Origin of the sequence: Phenylobacterium deserti (assembly GCF_003254705.1) — a bacterium.
Lineage (GTDB): Bacteria > Pseudomonadota > Alphaproteobacteria > Caulobacterales > Caulobacteraceae > Phenylobacterium > Phenylobacterium deserti.
Genome location: NZ_QFYR01000001.1, coordinates 1,547,684 through 1,565,754 on the forward strand (window position 1 = coordinate 1,547,684; position 18,071 = coordinate 1,565,754).

Annotated in this window: 17 protein-coding genes; 6 read left to right on the forward strand and 11 right to left on the reverse strand. The window is 68.8% G+C overall.

The genetic code is table 11. The annotated features are described in order from the left end of the window. Position 1 precedes the first annotated feature (1 nt). The 6 genes from rpmH to DJ018_RS07855 form a co-directional block, all read right to left on the reverse strand. Positions 2–136 (reverse strand): 50S ribosomal protein L34, encoded by a 135-nt coding sequence (gene rpmH / locus DJ018_RS07830; protein ID WP_068877158.1) that lies wholly within the window; start codon positions 134–136, stop codon positions 2–4. 102 nt (positions 137–238) lie between these two features. Continuing rightward, on the reverse strand, positions 239–862 hold the full coding sequence (locus tag DJ018_RS07835; RefSeq protein ID WP_111514266.1) for a TetR/AcrR family transcriptional regulator: 624 nt from the start codon (positions 860–862) through the stop codon (positions 239–241). Between the two features lie 71 nt (positions 863–933). After that, positions 934–2,124: a tetratricopeptide repeat protein gene (locus DJ018_RS07840; RefSeq protein WP_111514267.1), complete on the reverse strand. Its 1,191-nt coding sequence runs from the start codon at positions 2,122–2,124 to the stop codon at positions 934–936. An 11-nt stretch (positions 2,125–2,135) separates the two neighbouring features. Beyond that, a complete protein-coding gene (locus tag DJ018_RS07845) occupies positions 2,136–2,933 on the reverse strand; it encodes a DUF72 domain-containing protein (protein ID WP_111514268.1) in 798 nt (265 codons plus the stop codon). Between the two features lie 3 nt (positions 2,934–2,936). Beyond that, the gene (locus tag DJ018_RS07850) at positions 2,937–4,589 is read right to left on the reverse strand and encodes a M28 family metallopeptidase (RefSeq protein WP_111514269.1); all 1,653 of its coding nucleotides are present in this window, start codon (positions 4,587–4,589) and stop codon (positions 2,937–2,939) included. A 54-nt stretch (positions 4,590–4,643) separates the two neighbouring features. Continuing rightward, on the reverse strand, positions 4,644–5,417 hold the full coding sequence (locus tag DJ018_RS07855; RefSeq protein WP_111514270.1) for a TetR/AcrR family transcriptional regulator: 774 nt from the start codon (positions 5,415–5,417) through the stop codon (positions 4,644–4,646). Between the two features lie 161 nt (positions 5,418–5,578). Here DJ018_RS07855 and DJ018_RS07860 point away from each other — a divergent pair, with 161 nt between their 5' ends. The 3 genes from DJ018_RS07860 to DJ018_RS07870 are packed head-to-tail and all read left to right on the forward strand — an operon-like array spanning position 5,579 to position 11,243. Continuing rightward, the gene (locus tag DJ018_RS07860) at positions 5,579–7,009 is read left to right on the forward strand and encodes an efflux transporter outer membrane subunit (protein ID WP_111514730.1); all 1,431 of its coding nucleotides are present in this window, start codon (positions 5,579–5,581) and stop codon (positions 7,007–7,009) included. 5 nt (positions 7,010–7,014) lie between these two features. After that, a complete protein-coding gene (locus DJ018_RS07865; RefSeq protein WP_240609476.1) occupies positions 7,015–8,112 on the forward strand; it encodes an efflux RND transporter periplasmic adaptor subunit in 1,098 nt (365 codons plus the stop codon). Continuing rightward, a complete protein-coding gene (locus DJ018_RS07870) occupies positions 8,109–11,243 on the forward strand; it encodes an efflux RND transporter permease subunit (RefSeq protein WP_111514272.1) in 3,135 nt (1,044 codons plus the stop codon). Before DJ018_RS07865 ends, DJ018_RS07870 begins: the two co-directional genes overlap by 4 nt. A 55-nt stretch (positions 11,244–11,298) precedes the next feature. On the opposite strand, the gene DJ018_RS07875 is transcribed toward DJ018_RS07870, so the two are convergent. Then, entirely contained in the window at positions 11,299–12,276 is a 978-nt protein-coding gene (locus tag DJ018_RS07875) for a threonine ammonia-lyase (protein WP_111514273.1), read from the reverse strand. Positions 12,277–12,473: 197 nt separating this feature from the next. On the opposite strand from DJ018_RS07875, the gene DJ018_RS07880 reads away from it, so the two are divergent. Continuing rightward, the gene (locus tag DJ018_RS07880) at positions 12,474–13,760 is read left to right on the forward strand and encodes an adenylosuccinate synthase (protein ID WP_111514274.1); all 1,287 of its coding nucleotides are present in this window, start codon (positions 12,474–12,476) and stop codon (positions 13,758–13,760) included. 78 nt (positions 13,761–13,838) lie between these two features. Further along, positions 13,839–14,648, forward strand: coding sequence for a response regulator (locus DJ018_RS07885; protein WP_240609477.1), 810 nt, complete (start codon positions 13,839–13,841; stop codon positions 14,646–14,648). Here the strand turns inward: DJ018_RS07885 and rpoH are convergent. Further along, complete coding sequence (rpoH, locus tag DJ018_RS07890; RefSeq protein WP_111514275.1) at positions 14,645–15,532, reverse strand: RNA polymerase sigma factor RpoH; 888 nt, start codon at positions 15,530–15,532, stop codon at positions 14,645–14,647. The genes DJ018_RS07885 and rpoH overlap by 4 nt on opposite strands. A gap of 320 nt (positions 15,533–15,852) precedes the next feature. Between rpoH and DJ018_RS07895 the strand changes: the two genes are divergently transcribed. Next, positions 15,853–16,329 (forward strand): VOC family protein, encoded by a 477-nt coding sequence (locus tag DJ018_RS07895; RefSeq protein WP_111514276.1) that lies wholly within the window; start codon positions 15,853–15,855, stop codon positions 16,327–16,329. Here DJ018_RS07895 and DJ018_RS07900 read toward each other — a convergent pair. The 3 genes from DJ018_RS07900 to DJ018_RS07910 are packed head-to-tail and all read right to left on the reverse strand — an operon-like array spanning position 16,314 to position 18,056. Beyond that, positions 16,314–16,721: an RcnB family protein gene (locus DJ018_RS07900; RefSeq protein WP_111514277.1), complete on the reverse strand. Its 408-nt coding sequence runs from the start codon at positions 16,719–16,721 to the stop codon at positions 16,314–16,316. The two genes, DJ018_RS07895 and DJ018_RS07900, sit on opposite strands and share 16 nt — an antisense overlap. Before the next feature lie 23 nt (positions 16,722–16,744). Next, the gene (locus tag DJ018_RS07905; protein WP_111514278.1) at positions 16,745–17,749 is read right to left on the reverse strand and encodes an RluA family pseudouridine synthase; all 1,005 of its coding nucleotides are present in this window, start codon (positions 17,747–17,749) and stop codon (positions 16,745–16,747) included. Next, positions 17,739–18,056 (reverse strand): ferritin family protein, encoded by a 318-nt coding sequence (locus tag DJ018_RS07910; RefSeq protein ID WP_111514279.1) that lies wholly within the window; start codon positions 18,054–18,056, stop codon positions 17,739–17,741. Before DJ018_RS07910 ends, DJ018_RS07905 begins: the two co-directional genes overlap by 11 nt. Between the last annotated feature and the right edge of the window lie 15 nt (positions 18,057–18,071).

Below are 18,071 nucleotides of genomic sequence, written 5' to 3' on the forward strand. Positions count from 1 at the left end.
CTTAGGCGCTCAGGCGCTTGCGACCCTTGGCGCGGCGGCGCGCGAGGATCTTTTGTCCGTTCTTGGTGGACATGCGCAGGCGGAAGCCGTGACGGCGCGCGCGCACGAGACGAGACGGCTGAAAGGTCCGCTTCACGTGAGGCTCCAAGGTCAAAAATCGAGGCGCGGTGGATAGTGGAACCAAGGGAGCCTGTCAACGGCGCCGGCCCGGAATGCGCCACGTGCGGCTACTGGGTCGTCAGTCCTTGGGCTGAGCCAGTCCCCTGAGACCCCGCAGAATCATCGTGACGGCGAAGTCCGCCGCCGCCTCTGTATCGATCGGGCGCCGCTCCAGCATCTTCTCGCCCACGTCGCGGGCGATGGCGATGCTGGCGGCCGTCATATAGGCGACGTCGGCCGCCGGACCCTGGCGGGCGGCGAGGGCGGCCTCGATCACGGTGCGGACCTCCGCGTACACGGCCGCCATCTCCGGCGTCTCACCCAGAACATGGGGGTAGGGCTCGCCCGGCGGGCGCTTCTCGATCCAGCTGCGCTGCTCCTGCGCCAGAAACTGGAAGTAGGCGTGGATCGCCTCGTGCACAAAGGCTTCGAAGTCGCGCAGGTTCTCGCGCAGGCCCTTGAGGATCGGCGCAAACCGGCGGGCCCCGTCGTCGGACAGGGCGGCGAACACCTCCTCCTTGGACCGGTAGTAGTTGTAGAAGGTGCCCGCCGCGAGGCCCGTGCGGCGGATGATGTCGCGCACGGTGGCGGTCTCGTACCCCAGCTCGCTGAACACCGCCCGCGCCGCATCGAGGATCGCCTGGCGGTTCTGAACCTTGGTCCGTTCTCGTTTCCCCACCGGGAGCAGCGCGACGTTGGTCATGACTCGAATTCAAAGATGACGCGCGTCACTGTAGTGCGCGTCGCTGGTCTCGCAAAGCCGGCAGGTCGAGCTCAGGCGTGTCCGGCGGCGCGAAGATCGTCGATGACGCGGTCGATCGTGGCGGGCCAGTCCGACGCCTTGGATTGACGGTAGAGGCGCATGCTGGGGTACCAAGGCGAACCATCGCCGCTGCGCAGCCAGCGCCAGTCGAGCTTCAGGAAAGGCAGCAGCGTCCACACCGGTTTGCCCATGGCGCCGGCCAGATGGGCCGGCGCGCTGTCGATGGAAATCACCAGGTCCAGCTGCTCGATGATGGCGGCGGTGTCGGCAAAGTCGGTGGCGCCGGTGTCCTCCGGGTCCAGGCTGACCACGCCCAGGTCGAACAGGCGCCGGGCTTGCTCCGGAGGCAAGGACTTGTTGGCTGCATTAAAGCCGGTGGCGCTGGCCCGCCAAGCGAGGCCCACGCCGGACCAGCCGCGCCACTTCTCCCGCTTGTCGTCGGACGCTCCGAGGTAAGGGCCTGTCCAGAGGCTCTCCAGCGTCGTGCCGAGATAGGCTGGCATGGAGAAGTAGCGGGTCCAGTAGTCGTGTCCGCGGACCGCGACGAGTTCATCGCGTCCCACCGGAACGATCTCGTCCGCCGCATCCAGGGTGCTGAACAGCTTTGCGAGCGGCGGGCGGCAGCCGAGGGTGACGCGAGACGCGCCGCGAGCCTTAAGCTCGCGCGCGAACCGGCACATCTGGATCTGGTCGCCAAAGCCCTGCTCGTACCAGACCAGGATCGACTTGCCGGCCAGCGGCTGGCCCTTCCACTCGGGGAAGTCGTCCGTCACCGGCGGAACGAGGTCCGGGTACTCCTGGGCGCGCACTTCCATCAGCGGCCAGCCCTCGCGATAGCGCCCGCCCGACAGCAGGAAGTTGGCGAAGGCAAGCTTGGCGTAGGTGCTCTCCGGCTCGAAGGCGAGCGCGGTCTTGTACTCCAGCTCCGCCAGCTCGAAGCGGCCCTGGCCCTCGTAGACGCGGCCAAGGTTGGTGCGCACGCCGACGTTGGAGGGGCGGTGTCTGGCGGCCTGGCCAAGCCAGCGTTCGGCCTCATCGAACCGCGCGGCATTGAGCAGCGTCACGCCCATGGCCTGAGCGATCTTCATGGTCAGGGCTGGTTTGGCCAGCTCCTGCAGAATCCGAACGGCGCCCTCAGCGTCGCCGGCCTTCTCCAGGCGCATGGCTTCTTCGAACTGGGCGTCGCGGGCGGCGTCGGTCATGCACGCCGGGTCTAGCGGGTCCGTTCGATCAGCGCCATGGCGGCGGCCGGCGCGCGGACCTTCCCCTCGTGGATGACGTAGGCGAAGACGTCGCGGGGCGTGACGGACGCCGCTGCGGCGGGATCGACGGCGGGCAAGTCCTCGGGGCGGCCGCCCTCAGCGTAGGTCTTCAGGCGGCTGGCCCACAGGTCCAGCGTCTCAGGCGGATAGGCGGTCTCGACGTCGTCGGAGCCTGTCTGCAGCCTGGCGTAGACGAAGTCCGACGTGACGTCCGGAATGATCGGATAGCTGGCGTGGTCGGCCAGGCAGATCGCCACATTGTACTTGCGGCACAAGGCGATGAAGGCGGGATCCTTGAAGCTGTCGTGACGTGGCTCCAGCACGTGGCGCAGCGGCAAGCCATCGAGCTTGTCGGGCAGGAGCTGCAGGAAACCCTCGAAGTCGACCGGGTCGAACTTCTTGGTCGCCATGAACTGCCACAGGATCGGGCCAAGCCGGTCGCCCAGTTCGCTGATGCCCTGGTTCAGGAACACTTCCATCGACTGGCCCATGTCGGCCAGCACCTTTCGGTTCGTGCAGAACCGCGACGCTTTCACAGCGAACTTGAACCCGTCCGGCGTGCAGGCCCGCCACTTGGCGAAGCTGTCCGGCTTGAACGTCGAGTAGTAGGTGCCGTTGATCTCGATCGTGGTCACGTGCCGGGCGGCGTACTCCAGCTCATCCGCCTGGCGCAGGCCCTTGGGATAGAAGACCCCGCGCCAGGGCTCGAAGGTCCAGCCGCCGATGCCGAAATAGAGCCGCCCGCTCATGGCTTACTTCCTCTGGCTCGCGGTCTTGTCCCGCTCGGCCTTGAACTCGGCGCCTCGCTTCCACTCCGGCCAGGTGCGGGAATTGGCCAGCTCGCGGCCCAGATCGTAGGCGATGGTCACTTCCTGGGCGAGGCCGGTCAGGTCCCAACTGGCGTCGAACTCGTCCGCGGGCTGGTGGTATCGGGCTTCGGTGTAGGCCTTGGCGGCGGCTTCGCCTGCGGCCTTGCCGCCCTTCACGAGGTCTTCGCCAGACTCGATGGACAGGGCCGGCACGCCGCGCTTTGCGAACGGGAAATGGTCCGAGCGGTAGAAGCCGCCGGCTTCCGGCCGCGGGTCCGGCGTGAAGGTGCGACCGTGCGCTTTGGCCACCCGGATCAGGTCATCCTGAAGGGTGAGCGGCGCGTTGCCGGAGGTGCTGATGTCGCGCGCCGGCCCTGAGACGCTGAGGGCGTCCAGGTTGATGTCCGCCACGGTGGTGGCCAACGGATAGAGCGGGTTGGCGGCGTAGTACTCGGTGCCGAGCAGGCCCTTCTCTTCGGCCGTGACCGACAGGAAGACGACCGAACGCTGCGGCTTGGGCCCGCGCGCAAACGCCCGGGCGATCTCGATGATGGAGGCGACGCCATCGGCGTTGTCGACGGCCCCGTTGTAGATGCGGTCGCCCTTCGCGTCAGGCTCGCCGACGCCCAGGTGGTCCCAGTGGGCCGAGTAGATGATCCGCTCGTCGGGACGCTGGGTCCCCGGCAGGACGCCGACCACGTTGCGGGAGACGACCTTCTCTGCGTTCACCGCGTAGTCAGCGGAGAAGGTGACGCCGTTCAGGGTCACAGGCCGGAATTCGCGAGTTTGGGCCTGCTTCTTCAGGGCTTCGAAGTCGAGACCCGCCTTCCGGAACAGGCCGACAGCGACGTCGCGCTGCACCCAGCCTTCCACGGGCGCATGAGTTGCGCCGGGGGTGTCGCGGATGATGTCGAAGATGGCGTTGGTGTTCGAGTTCTTCACCGTCGCCCAGCCGTAGGAAGCCGGCGCCGTCTCGTGGATCACCAGGAAGCCGATCGCGCCCTGGCGGGCGGCTTCCTCGTACTTGTAGGTCCAGCGGCCATAGTAGGTCATGGCCTTGCCGCCAAAGTCGCCTTGCCCCGTCTCGAAGTCAGGGTCGTTGACGAGGACGAGCGCGATCTTGCCCTTCAGGTCCACGCCCTTGAAGTCGTCCCAGTTCCGTTCCGGCGCGCTGACGCCGTAGCCGACGAAGACCACCGGGGCGTCCTTCACGCTGACCTGGGTCTGGCCGGACGCGGAGGCGCGAAGGGCCACCTGCTCGCCCTGGGTCCAGGCCTGGCGCTGGCCGACTGCGGTGACGGAAGCCGACACCGGGCCCTTCATTTCGAACCGAGCGAGGGGCACGGCCTGGGTCCAGGCCCGGCCGTTGGGACCCGGATCGCCGCCGGGCTGCAGGCCGGCGGCTTTGAACTGTTGCGTGATGTAGGCGACCGTCTTTTCTTCACCGGCCGTGGCGGGCGCGCGGCCTTCGAAGCTGTCGTCCGCCAGCACCTTGACGTGCTGGGCGATGCGCGCCGGATCGATAACCGGCGTCTGGGCGACGGCCGAGCCGCTCAGGAGGGCGACAGCGGCCGCAGCGGAGAAAAGCGTCTTCAAGGAGGATCCCCCAACTCAGGATGGCGGGAGCCTATTGGCTTGCGGGGGAACGCGCTAGCGGTCCCCAGACGTCGCACGCTTGGCGATGTAGGCCTCCACGCCGTCGAGCACCCGCTGCAGCCCGAACTCGAAATGGGCGAGCTGGACGTTCTGGCCCCGGTAGGCGGTCTTCACCTCGGCCCCCACGCGGACCAGGTGGGGAAAATCCCCTCGGTCGATCAGATCGCCCAGCAGGGGCTCGTGCATCTGCCACCACTGCTCGTCGGTGATGCCGGTGATCCGCTCCACGTCGTCAGCTTCAAGGGCGGTGCGCAGGGCACCGCGGACGTAGTCGGCGACCAGATGCATGAGCTGATCGATCTCCACACCGGAAAGCCCCAGCCCGTCGAGCATTCCGAAGGCCGTGTTGGCCATGGCCAGGACGTTGGGACCCAGCGGCGGGCGGTGCGTGCCGACCTGGAGCATCCACGGGTGCCGGCGGCCCAGGGCCCAGTGCTGCTTGGCGAAGAACTCCATCCGATCGCGCCAGTGGGCGAGCTCGGGACCCGGCGCCTGCATCTCGCCCCAGATGGCGTCCAGCATCAGGTCGATCAGTTCGATCTTGGAGGGCGCGTAGGTGTAGAGCGCCATGGGCGAGAGGCCGACGGCCTCGGCCACGCGGCGCATGGAGATGGCGGCGACGCCTTCCTCGTCGGCGAGCTTCACGCCCGCGGCGACGACCTCGGTGACGGACAGGCGCGGCTTGGGGCCCCGGCGGCCGGTTTCGGCCCTGCCCCAGAGAAGCTCGATGCTTCGGCGGTGATCGGCGCCGCTATCTTCAGAAGACATACCAGAGCCTATATACGAAATTCACTTTACAGCATACGAAGTTTCAGCTTTAGGGAAGTCCGTACGCCGTACGAAGAGCTTTCCGGTGCGTCTTGCCGGCGCATCGCGTTTTGGAAGGTTTCAAGCACCGGGCCGCGGCGGGCCCAGAAACGAACGGTTCGATGCGTTCCCTTCCCATTCTGCTGCTGATCGGAAGCACCGCGCTTGCGGGCTGCGCCACGTCGGCGCGCCAGGCCGACGTGGCCTTGCCGTCGGCGTTTGAAGCCGTTCAAGGCGCGCCGGCCGACGCGATCGCGCTGGATCGCTGGTGGACGGCCTTCAACGATCCGCAGCTGACCCAGCTGGTGGACGACGCCCTGGCGCGCAACACCGACGCACGGACCGCGGCGGCGCGGCTGCAGGAAGCGCGCGCCACGCGGACCGGCAGTCTGCTGCAGCAGTTCTTCCCGCAAGGGAACCTGACCGGCTCGGCCCGTCGGACGGAAACCGAGCAGCTGGGCGGCCAGGTGATCAACATCCCAGGCTTCTCCAACACCGGCGTTTCGGAAGCCTACTCCGCCAACTTCGACGTAAGCTGGCAGCTCGACTTCTTCGGCCGCTTCCTGTCGGCGCGGCGGGCGGCGAATGCGGAAGTGGCGGCCAGCCGCTTCGCCTATGAAGCGGCGCGGGCCAACGTCGCCGCACAAGTGGCCGACGCCTATTTCCAGGCGCGCGGGCTTGCGATCCAGGTGGCCGATGCGCGGGAGACCGCGCGGATCCAGACGGAACTTTCCAACTTGGCCACCCGCCGTGCCCAGGCGGGGCTCGCGGCTTCCGCCGACGCCGACCGCATCGCCGGCGACCTCGCCCAGGCCAACGCCCAGGTGGCGGCGCTGGAAGCCGAGCTGCAGGCGCAGAAGCGGACGCTGCTGATCCTGGCCGGCCGGGTGGTGGAGCCCACCGCCAGCCTGAACGTCCCGCCCGCCGTGGGCGAGACGCCGCCGGTTCCGGCCTCCATCCCCAGCCAGCTGCTGGCCCGCCGCCCCGACGTGCGCGAAGCACAGGCGCGGGTGGTCTCCGCAGCCGGGCAGACCGCCTTGGCCCGACTTGCCTTCCTGCCGACCTTCACCCTCACGCCAGGCCTCGGCTGGTCCAGAAACATCCAGCCGGGCTTCGAGTCCGAGACCGCGAACTGGAGCATCGGCGGGGCGGTGAGCCAGCCGATTCTCGACATCCCGCGCCTGCTGGCCGAACTGCGGGCGCAGAACGCCCGGACCGAGCAGGCGGTGATCGGCTACGAACGAGCGGTTCAGACCGCCTTCCAGGAAAGCGAAGGCGCGCTGGTGCGCCTGGACGCCGACCGCCGGCGCGTGGCGCTGCTGCGGGACGGCGAGGTGCGCGCCGCGCGGGCCTTCGAGGCTTCGCGCATCGGCTACCAGCGCGGGCTGAACGACCTGCAGACCACCCTTTCCGCCGAGCAGTCGTGGCGGGCCACCCGCACCCAGCTCACCTCCGCCCAGGTGCAGGCCCTGCGCCGCGCGGTCCAGGCCTACCAGGCCCTGGGCGGCGGCTGGCCCGCTCAAGATTTCCCGACCAACGCCCAGGCCCGATGACCGACATGAGACGATCCCAACTGGCCATCCTGCCGCTCGCCATCACCCTGGGCGCAGCGAGCCTCGCGGTGGCCGGATGCCACAAGGCGCCGGAGCAGACCAAGCCGGCCGCGCCGCAGCAGGCGCGCTCGGTGCGCGTGATCACCCTTCAGCCGCGGGCGGTCGCCGGCGCTTTGGCCGCTTCAGGCGACCTCGTGCCCCGCGAAGAAGCCGCCGTGGCGCCGGAAGTGACCGGCTACCGCGTGCTTCGGGTGCTTGCCGAAGTGGGCGACTACGTCCGCGCCGGTCAGACCCTGGTGCAGCTGGATCCCGCCCTGTTGGAGGCGCAGGTCGCCCAGGCGCGCGCTCAGGCCGCGCAGGCGGAGGACCAGGCCCGCCGGGTGCAAGGACTCGACAACAGCGGCGTGCTTTCGCAGGAGCAGATCGTCCAGCGGCGCCTGCAGGCCGAAGCCTCGCGGGCCCAACTGCGCGACCTGCAGACCCGGCTGCGCAAGCTGTCGGTGACCGCTCCGGTGTCGGGGCTGGTTCTGGAGCGCACGGTGCGTCCGGGTGACCTGGCGGCCGGCGGCGCGACGCCTTGGTTCCGGCTGGCGCGCGATGGTCAGATCGAGCTGCAGGCCCAGATGTCCCAGGACGATCTCGCTCGGGTGCGCGCCGGCCAGCGCGCCACCGTCACCCTAACGGACGGCGTGACGGTGAACGGCACGATCCGTCTGGTCAGCCCGGAGATCGATCCGCAGACCAAGCTCGGCTACGTGCGCGTCAGCCTGCCAGCCCAGGCGGGCATCCGCTCGGGCGGCTTCGGCCGGGCGGTGTTCACCGACGCGGTCGGCCAGGGCCTGGCCGTGCCGGAAACGGCGATCCGCTATGACGCGGACGGCGCCAGCGTGATGGTTGTGCAAGCCAACAACCGCGTCCGCGAAGTTCCGGTCAGGACGGGCGAGCGCGGCGGGGGCTGGGTTCAGTTGGTCAATGGCCCGCCGGCCGGCGCCCGAGTCGTCCAGAACGCCGCCGCCTTCCTGGTGGACGGCGATCTCGTCCGGCCGGTCGAGGGCGCAGTCGCCCCGGCCGCCAATCCCGCGAACGCGAGCGCAGCGCGATGAGCGATCCCCATGTCCAGCCCGGCGGCGGCCTGAAGATCTCCGCCTGGGGCATCCGCAATCCGGTGCCTGTGGCGGTGCTGTTCCTGGCGCTGATGATCGCCGGGATTCTTTCCTACGGCATGCTGCCGGTGAAGCAGTTCCCGAACGTCACCTTCCCGATGGTCTCGGTCACCGTCACGCAGAACGGCGCCGCGCCCGGCGAGATGGAGACCCAGATCACCCGGCCGGTGGAGGACGCCCTGGCCGGCATCTCGGCGGTGAAGAACGTCCAGTCCATCGTCACCCAAGGTGTCTCGACCACGAACATCGAGTTCGAAATGGGCGAGGACCTGCAGCAGAAGACCGACGAGGTCCGCGCCAAGATCGACCAGGCTCGCGCGGTCCTGCCGCGCGACATCGACGAGCCCATCGTCAGCCGGGTGGAGATCGAAAGCGCGCCGATCCTGACCTATGCGGTCGCCGCGCCCGAGATGTCGGACGCCGAGCTGTCCTGGTTCGTGGACGACACCATCGCCCGGGAACTGCAGGCGCAGAGCGGCGTGGCCCAGGTCGCCCGCGTCGGCGGCACGACCCGGGAGATCAACATCCTGGTCGATCCGGACCGTCTGGCGGCGCGCGGCCTGACTGCGGCCCAGGTGAACAACGCCCTGCGTGGTTTCCAGCTGGACGCGCCCGGTGGTCGGGTGACCGTCGGCGGTCGTGAACAGACCCTGCGGATCCTGGGGCAGGTCGATACCGTCAACGAGCTGCGCAACCTGACCATCCCCACCGGTGACGGGCGTTTCGTGAAGCTCACCGACGTGGCCGAGGTGGGTGACGGCGCGGCCGAAGTGCGCGGCTTCGCCCGCCTGAACGGTCGTCCGGTCGTCGGCTTCCAGGTCATGAAGACCCGCGAGTCCAGCGACGTGCAGGTGGACGATCGGGTGGTCGCCGCCCTGGAGCGGCTGGAGAAGGCCAACCCCGGCGTGACCTTCACCCGGATCTTCGCCTCGGTGGACGAGACCCGGGCGAGCTTCGAGGCCACCCAGCGGGTGCTGGTGGAAGGCATGCTGCTGGCGGCGGCGGTGGTGTTCCTGTTCCTGCGGGATTGGCGCGCGACCCTGATCACCGCCTTGGCCATGCCGATCTCGCTGATCCCGACCTTTGCGGCCATGGCGCTGTTCGGCTTCTCGCTGAACGTGGTGACCCTGCTGGCCCTGACGCTGGTGATCGGCATCCTGGTCGACGACGCCATCGTGGAAATCGAGAACATCGAGAAGCGGGTGGCTGCAGGGATGCGGCCGTTCCAGGCCGCCATGGAAGGCGCCGACGCCATCGGCCTGGCGGTGGTGGCGACCACCTTCACCATCGTGGTGGTGTTCGCGCCGGTCAGCTTCATGCCGGGCATCGCCGGGCAGTTCTTCAAGGAGTTCGGCCTCACCGTGTCGGTGGCCGTGCTGTTCTCCCTGGTGGTGGCGCGCCTGCTGACGCCCCTGCTGGCCGCCTACTTCCTCAAGCCGACCACCAAACCGCACGATCCGCGGCCGATGCCGGCCTTCTACCGCAAGACCCTGAACTGGGCGCTGGACCACCGCATCCTGTCGCTGATCATCGGCACGGTGCTGTTCTTCGGCTCGATCGCGATGCTGCCGTTCATCCCGACGGAGTTCCAGCCGGCCGGCGATCCGGACTACGTCTACGTCAATGTGCAGGGGCCGCCCGGCGCCACGGCGTCGGACATGGAAGACACGGTCCGCCGGATCACCGCCATCTTCGAGAAGGAGCCGCTGGTCACCGGCGTGTTCGCTCAGGTCGGCTCCACCGCCATGAGCGGCGGGTTCGGCGGGGTTGGCGGCAGCGACCTGCGCAACGGCACTGTCACCGTGCTGCTGAAGTCGGATCGCGACGTCACCGGCGCGGAGCTGCGCACCAAGTACCGCGACCAGCTGCTGGCCATCCCCGACGCGCGGGTGAGCTTCCTGAACTTCCAGGGGACCGCCGGCTTCCAACAGGTGCTGACCGGCAGCAATCCGGCGAACCTGGACAAGGCGGCGTTCGAGCTGGAGCGCCAGATGCGGACCCTGCCCGAGCTGTCCGATCCCCGGCCCTCGACCCCGCCTGTCGGCCCTGAGGTGGTGATCCGCCCGCGAGCCGACGAGGCCGCCCGACTGGGCGTGTCGGTGGACACCATCGCCCAGGTGGCGCGCATCGCCACATCGGGCGAGATCGACGCCAACGTGGCCAAGCTGAACGAGGGAGAGCGGCGGATCCCGATCCGCGTGCGCCTGCCGGCCGACGCGCGGGCGGACGTGGAGCGCATCCGCGCCCTGCAGCTGCCCACGGCGAGCGGCGGCACGACTCGGCTGGACGTCGTCGCCGATGTGGAGTTCCAGGCCGGTCCCGCGCGGATCAACCGCCTGAATCGCGAGCGGCAACTGACCGTCGAGGCCGAGCTCAACGAGGGGCAGACCCTGGGCACCGCCACCAAGGCCGTGAACAACCTGCCGATCATGAAGAACCTGCCGCCGGGCGTGCGGCCGGGCGCGATCGGCGACGCCGAAGCCATGGCGGAGCTGTTCGGCTCGTTCGGCATGGCGATCTTCGCCGGCGTGGCGATGATCTTCGGCGTGCTGATCCTGCTGTTCCGCTCGTTCTTCAAGCCGGTGGTGATCCTCTCGGCCCTGCCGCTGGCGGTGGGCGGGGCGTTCATCGGCCTGATGCTGTTCCGGCAGTCGCTGTCGATCTCCTCGCTGATCGGCTTCCTGATGCTGCTGGGCCTGGCGGCCAAGAACTCGATCCTGCTGGTGGAGTACGCCATCGAGCGCGAACGGGAGGGCATGCCCCAGCGCCAAGCGCTGATGGAGGCCTGCCGCGAACGGGCCCGGCCGATCCTGATGACCACCGTTGCCATGGCGGCCGGCATGGTGCCCACGGCCCTGGCCCTGGAGCACGGGGCCGAGTTCCGTCAGCCCATGGCGGTGGCGGTGATCGGCGGCCTGATCACCTCGACCCTGCTGTCGCTGGTGCTGGTGCCGGTGGTCTACGAGTTCGCCGACGACTTCGAGCGGTGGCTGACGCCGCGCCTGGCGCGGCTGACCACGCCGCGGGAAGCCGCGCCGGCCGGGCGGGCGGCGCCGGACGACCGGCTCTAGCCAAGGCTGCGCCGCCCCTGCTGGCTTGCCCAGTGGGCGGCGCGGCTGAAGCGGCCTAGAGCTCGCCGCCGATCACGCGGGCGAACAGGTCCGGATCGACGTTGCCGCCGGAGAGCAGCAGCCCGATGGTCTTGCCCTTCACGTCGACCTTGCCCGCCAGCAGCGCGGCGAGGCCGACCGATCCGCCGGGCTCCACCACCAGCTTCAGGGTGGAAAAGGCGTAGCGCATCGCCTCGGCGACTTCCGAATCGGTGACGCCCACCGCGCCGGCCAGGTTCTTCTTCATCAGCGGGAAGGTCAGCTCGCCCGGGAACGGCGATTCCAGGGCGTCACACAGCGAGCGGCCCTGCGGCTTGATGGTCACCCGCTCGCCGGCTTCAAGCGACTGACGGGTGTCGTCGAACAGCGCCGGCTCCACGCCCCACACCTGGGTGCAGGGGGACAGCGTCTTCACCGCCTCCGAAACGCCGGCGACCAGGCCGCCGCCGCTGATCGGCGCAAGCAGGACGTCGAAGTCCGTGCCCAGCGCTCGGGCCTGACGGGCCATTTCCAGCCCCGCCGTGCCCTGGCCGGCGATGATGTGCGGGTCGTCGAAGGCGGGCACGACAACCGAGCCCCGCTCGCGCGCGATTTCTGAGGCGATGGCTTCGCGGCTGTCCTTGAGACGGTCGTAGAAGCGCACCTCCGCGCCATAGCCGCGCGTGGCCTCCACCTTCACGGCGGGCGCGTCCAACGGCATGACGATCACCGCCGCGATCCCGAGCAGCTGGGCGGCCAGGGCAACGCCCTGGGCATGGTTGCCGGAGGAGAAGGCCACGACGCCGCGGCTTCGTTCCTCTGGACTGAGCTGGACCAGGCGATTGTAGGCGCCCCGGAACTTGAAGGCGCCGGCGCGCTGCAGGACCTCCGCCTTGATCAGCACGCGCGCGCTCAGACGGGCGTTCAGCGCCGGGCTTTCGATCAGCGGCGTTTCCACCGCAACGCCGGCGATACGTCCGGCGGCGGCCTCGATGTCGGCGAAGGTGACGGTCATGGCGCCTGATAGCGCGCACGGCGGGGCCGCTCCAGGGGCTTGAGGCGAGCGGGCAGGTGGTCTAAACGGCGCCCGCGCTCGCTGGCCCGGCCCGTGCTGGTTTGACCTGGGGCGCCACAACTGATCTCAAGCTCATCCGCCGAGCACCTGTCGAAGGGCGGTTGGGCTCTTCCGGGCAGGTGGGGAGATCGTATCCAATGGCCAACGTGACCGTGATCGGCGCCCAATGGGGCGACGAAGGCAAGGGCAAGCTCGTCGACTGGCTGAGCAACCGGGCCGACGTGGTCGTGCGCTTCCAGGGCGGTCACAACGCCGGCCACACCCTGGTGGTGGGCGACCAGACCTACAAGCTCAGCCTGCTGCCGTCGGGCGTGGTGCAGGGCAAGCTGTCGATCATCGGCAACGGCGTGGTGGTCGATCCCTGGCACCTGTTGAGCGAGATCGAGAAGCTGGGCGCGCAGGGCGTGAACATCGGCCCCGAGCTGCTGGTGCTGGCCGACAACGCCTGCCTTATCCTGCCTTGGCACCGCGACCTCGACCAGGCGCGCGAGGCCGCCGCCACGAACAAGATCGGGACCACCGGCCGCGGCATCGGTCCGGCTTACGAAGACAAGGTCGGCCGCCGGGCGATCCGCGTCGCCGACCTGGCCGATCGTGAAGCGCTGGAAGCCAAGATCGACCGCCTGCTGGCCCACCACGGCCCGCTGCGCCGGGGCCTCGGCCTGCCGGAAGCGGACGGTGCGGCGCTGATGGCCGAGCTGACCGAGATGGCGCCGAAGATCCTGCCGTTCGCCAAGCCCGCGTGGCTGATGCTGGACGAGGTGGTGAAGGCGGGGCGCCGCGTGCTGTTCGAAGGCGCCCAAGGCGCCCTGCTGGACGTGGACCACGGCACCTATCCCTATGTGACGTCGTCCAACACGGTGGCCGGCCAGGCGGCGGCGGGCTCGGGCCTGGGGCCCAAGGGCACGGGATATGTGCTCGGCATCGTGAAGGCCTACACCACCCGCGTGGGCGGCGGCCCGTTCCCGACCGAGCTGTTCGACGAGGTGGGCCAGCACCTGGGCACGGTGGGCCGCGAGTTCGGCGTGGTCACGGGACGTGCGCGGCGCTGCGGCTGGTTCGATGCGGCGCTGGTGCGCCAGTCGGTGGCGCTGAACGGCATCCACGGCATCGCGCTGACCAAGCTCGACGTCGTGGACGGGCTGAAGACCCTGAAGATCTGCACCGGCTACCAGCTGGACGGCGAGGAGATCGGCTACCTGCCGGCCGGGCTGAAGGCCCAGGCGGCGCTGACGCCGGTCTACGAGGAGATGGAAGGCTGGAGCGAGACGACCCAGGGCGCCCGCTCCTGGCGCGACCTGCCGGCCAATGCGGTGAAGTACGTGCGGCGCATCGAGGAGCTGATCGGCGCCCCGGTGGCCTTGCTGTCCACCAGCCCGCAGCGGGACGACACCATCCTGATGCGCGATCCCTTCCAGGACTGAAGATACGCGCATAGGGCGCAACAGGTCCTTTACCTCGCCACAGTTAAGCAGGTCTCCGAGGCAAGGGGGCCTGCTGCCGTGTTCCACCACGACGCCAAACTGATCCAGAACATGCAGCCGCTGCTCCAGCGGGTGCTCGTGGTCGATCCGCAGCCGACCAGCGCCCGCTTCGTTGCGGGCCTGATGCGCGACGTCTGCCGGCCCGAGACCTGGATCGCCGAGAGCAACGCCCAGGCCATGGAGCTCGCGGCTGAGCACGATCCGCAGATCGTGTTCGCCGAGCTGTCGGATCAGAAGGTGGACGGCGTCGCGCTGACGCGGGCCCTGCGCCGCAGCGACCTGTCGTGCCGCAAGGCGCCGGTGATCCTGGTCACCAGCCAGGCGACGGCCGGCGCGATCCTGGCGGCGCGGGACGCGGGCGTGCACGAGTTCCTGCGCAAGCCGTTCACGGTGAAGGACCTGATGCGCCGCCTGGAAGCTGTGACCCTGCGCGGGCGCGACTGGGTGGAGGCGGTGGACTACGTCGGTCCAGATCGTCGCCGGTTCAACTCGGCCGAGTTCAAGGGGCCGCTGAAGCGGCAGGTGGACGTGCACGGCCCGACGGACGGCGCACGCATCGGCCAGTGCCTGAAGATCCTGCGCTCGGCGCTGGGAGCCATCGACCGCGACCCGGCGCAGGCGCTGCGGGCCATGCTGGCCCAGACCACCGAGCTGCAGCTGATCTCAGGCGGCGGCGCGGACAGCCGCCTGACCATGGTGGTGGGCGATTTCCACCGCTACCTGTTCGAGGCTTCCAGCCTGAGCCAGCGGCTCGACCGCAGCGAGGCGGAGCGGAAAGCCGCCCCGCTGCTGGCCTATCTGCCGAGCCCTGACCAGCGCGCGGCCTAGGCGTCGACCAGGTTGCGCTGTTCGGCGGCGGCGCGCATCGACTTCTGCAGCTTCTCGAAGGCGCGAACCTCGATCTGGCGGACCCGCTCGCGGCTGACGCCGTATTGCGAGGCGAGTTCTTCCAGGGTGGTCGGCTCGTCCTTCAGGCGCCGCTCGGTCAGGATGTGACGCTCGCGGTCGGTGAGCTCGCTCATGGCTTCCTCGAGGAGGCTCATGCGGATGGTCCGCTCCTCCGCGTCGGCGACCATGGTCTCCTGGCTGGGGGTCTGATCGTCGACCAGCCAGTCCTGCCACTCGCTTTCGCTGTCCGAGCGCAGGGGCGCGTTCAGCGAGGCGTCGCCGCCGGCGAGGCGGCGGTTCATGGACACCACTTCCTCGTCCAGCACGCCGAGCTTGGTGGCGATCTGGCGGACCTGTTCGGGCCGCAGGTCGCCTTCCTCCAGGGCCTCGATCTCGCTCTTGGCCTTCCGCAGGTTGAAGAACAGCTTCTTCTGAGCCGCGGTGGTGCCCATCTTCACGAGCGACCAGGAGCGCAGGATGTATTCCTGGATGGAGGCGCGGATCCACCACATGGCGTAGGTCGCCAGGCGGAAGCCGCGGTCGGGATCGAACTTCTTCACCGCCTGCATCAGGCCGACGTTGCCTTCGGAGATCACTTCCCCGATCGGCAGGCCGTAGCCGCGGTAGCCCATGGCGATCTTCGCCACGAGGCGCAGGTGGCTGGTGACCATCTTGTGCGCGGCTTCGGCGTCCTGATGCTCCTGCCAGCGCTTGGCCAGCATGAACTCCTCGTCCTTCGGGAGCATCGGAAACTTGCGGATCTCCGAAAGGTATCTGCTGAGGCCGCCTTCCGGCGACATCACGGCAAGCGCGTTCGCGGCCATGGATTATCCCCTCAATTTCTCGGACATCCGGCCGTCGCGCATCTGGCGCGCAAGGACCGTTCGCCCCCTCCAACCATTCAGATAAGTTCGAGGTTGCGGCTACGCTAGATCGCGGGGAGGCGACCGGAATATCCGACTGCGTTAGTCAGGTTTTCTAAGCCCCGAAATGGGCGGCTTCAAGGCAGGGATTCTCACAGAAGGCGCAGCAAAGCTCCGATCCGTGCTGGGCCAGGCCGGCCGAGGTGGGATCGAAGAAAAATCGCGCGCCGTGTCGGGTGATCGCTGGGGACCGCGTCCTTTGTGAAACCCGGAGCCCTCCCATGACCAAGATCACGCCCTTCCTGTGGTTCGATACGCAGGCGGAAGAGGCCGCGGCGTTCTACGTGGCGCTGTTCCCGAACTCGAAGATCACCTCGATCAGCCGCTACCCCGAGGGCGGGCCGGGCCCTGCGGGTTCGGTGATGACCGTCAGCTTCGAACTGGACGGCCAGTCGTGGACGGCGCTGAACGGCGGCCCGCACTTCCGCTTCAACGAGGCGGTGTCGTTCGTGGTCCACTGCAAGGACCAGGCGGAGGTCGACCGCTATTGGGACGGCCTGCTGGCGGGCGGCGGCGCGCCGTCCCAGTGCGGCTGGCTCAAGGACCGGTTCGGGGTTTCCTGGCAGGTCACCCCCGAGATCCTGATGCGGCTGAACAGCGATCCGAACAAGGCGAAGGCGCAGGCTGCGTTCGGCGCCATGATGCAGATGGTCAAGATCGACATCGCGGCGTTGCAGGCGGCCTACGACGCGGCCTGAGCAAACCACTTGGCGCCGGGGCTGAACGTGCCACGGCGGACCTCATCGATGGCGCAGCTGCGCTTATAACAGTTGATGGAGACCGCGTCCGGGCCCACCCGGATCCAGCGGTATCCCTTCAGCGGCCGAGGCAGGTTGTAGCGGGAGGGAAGGCGGATGAGGTACCGCTTGTCGACGCAGGCCTTGTAGATGCTGTTCGCATCTCGGAGCCGCGTCGGGCAGCCTGGCAAGGCTTCGAAGTTTGGGTTGCGCAGGTAGGGCGTTGATCGCTTGTCAGCCCGGACATTCCAAACGCCTGACACGATGAGGCCGATAACCAGAACGACGAGAGGAGTGAGGGAAAGGAAGACCTCCCGTCCTGCCTCACGCTGCGCTTTCGACATCGGCTCCATACCGCCATGTCGCACGTCAGGGTTTAGTCCGCGCTAAGCGCCGCCAAAAGTTCTTCCAGTCTCGCCATGTCGGCGGGCAGGGGGCTCTCGAACCGCAGGGCCTCTCCCGTCACCGGGTGCTTGAAGCCGAGCACGGCGGCGTGGAGCGCCTGCCGCTGGAGCCCGGAAGCGGCCAGCGCCTCGCGCACCGGCGTCGCCGGAGAGCCGGAGCCGTAGACCGGATCGCCCAGGCAGGGCGTCCCCTTGCTGGCGAGGTGGACGCGGATCTGGTGAGTGCGGCCGGTCTCGAGCTGGCAGCTGACGCGGGCCGCCAGCCGCTTGTCCGGCAGGCCGAAAGCCCGCTCCACGGCGTAGTGGGTGATCGCATGGCGTCCGCCGCTGTTCACCACGGCCATCTTCTTGCGATCATTGGTCGAGCGGGCGATGGCGCCTTCGATCGTGCCGCGTGTCGGCCAGGGCGAGCCTCGCGTCAGGGCGATGTAGATGCGCTCGATGTCGTGGGCGGCGAACAGGGCGGACAGGCCCTGGTGCGCTGCATCAGTCTTGGCGGCCACGATGACGCCCGAGGTGTCCTTGTCGATCCGGTGGACAATGCCGGGGCGGGCCACCCCGCCGATGCCGGACAGGCTGTCGCCGCAGTGGTGCAGCAGGGCGTTGACCAGGGTGCCGGTCTCGCTGCCGGGCGCCGGGTGCACCGCCATGCCGGGCGGCTTGTCGATGACGATCAGATCGGCGTCTTCGAAGAGGACGGTCAGCGGGATCGCTTCGGGCGCAGGCTCCGCGGGCTGGGGCGGGGGGACGGAGATCTCGTACAAGCCGGGCACAGCCTTGACCGAGCCGTCGCGCAGCGGCGCGCCATCGCGGCGAACACGACCTTCGGAAATCAGCGCCTGCAGGCGGGCGCGCGAAAGCTCCGGCAGGCTGCGGGCCAGCATCTTGTCGACGCGCTTGCCGGCCGCGGCGGAGGAGAGCTCGACCGTGAGGACCTCGGCGCCGTCGTCCTCCAGCCCCAGGTCTTCAGAGGCCATGCTTCTCGCTGGCGCCTTCCTCGTGACCGGCGATGGAGCCGTCCTTGAACAGGTATTCCCGCAGCTGGGCGTCGGCCTCCGGGTCGTTGCGCCGGATCCACTCCAGGACCATGGCCGCGTGCTCCAGCTCCTCGCGGGCGTTGTGCAGAAGGATCTTCTTCAGCTCCGGGTCTTCCGTGTCGTCGGCGCGCTGCCGGTACCAGTCCACCGCCTCCATCTCCTCCATGAGGGAGGTGATGGCGTAGTGCATATCGAGCGTCTTGCGGCTCAGCTTCTCGCGCGCGACATGGAGGGCCTCGCTCGACATGGATCGGTCATGCTC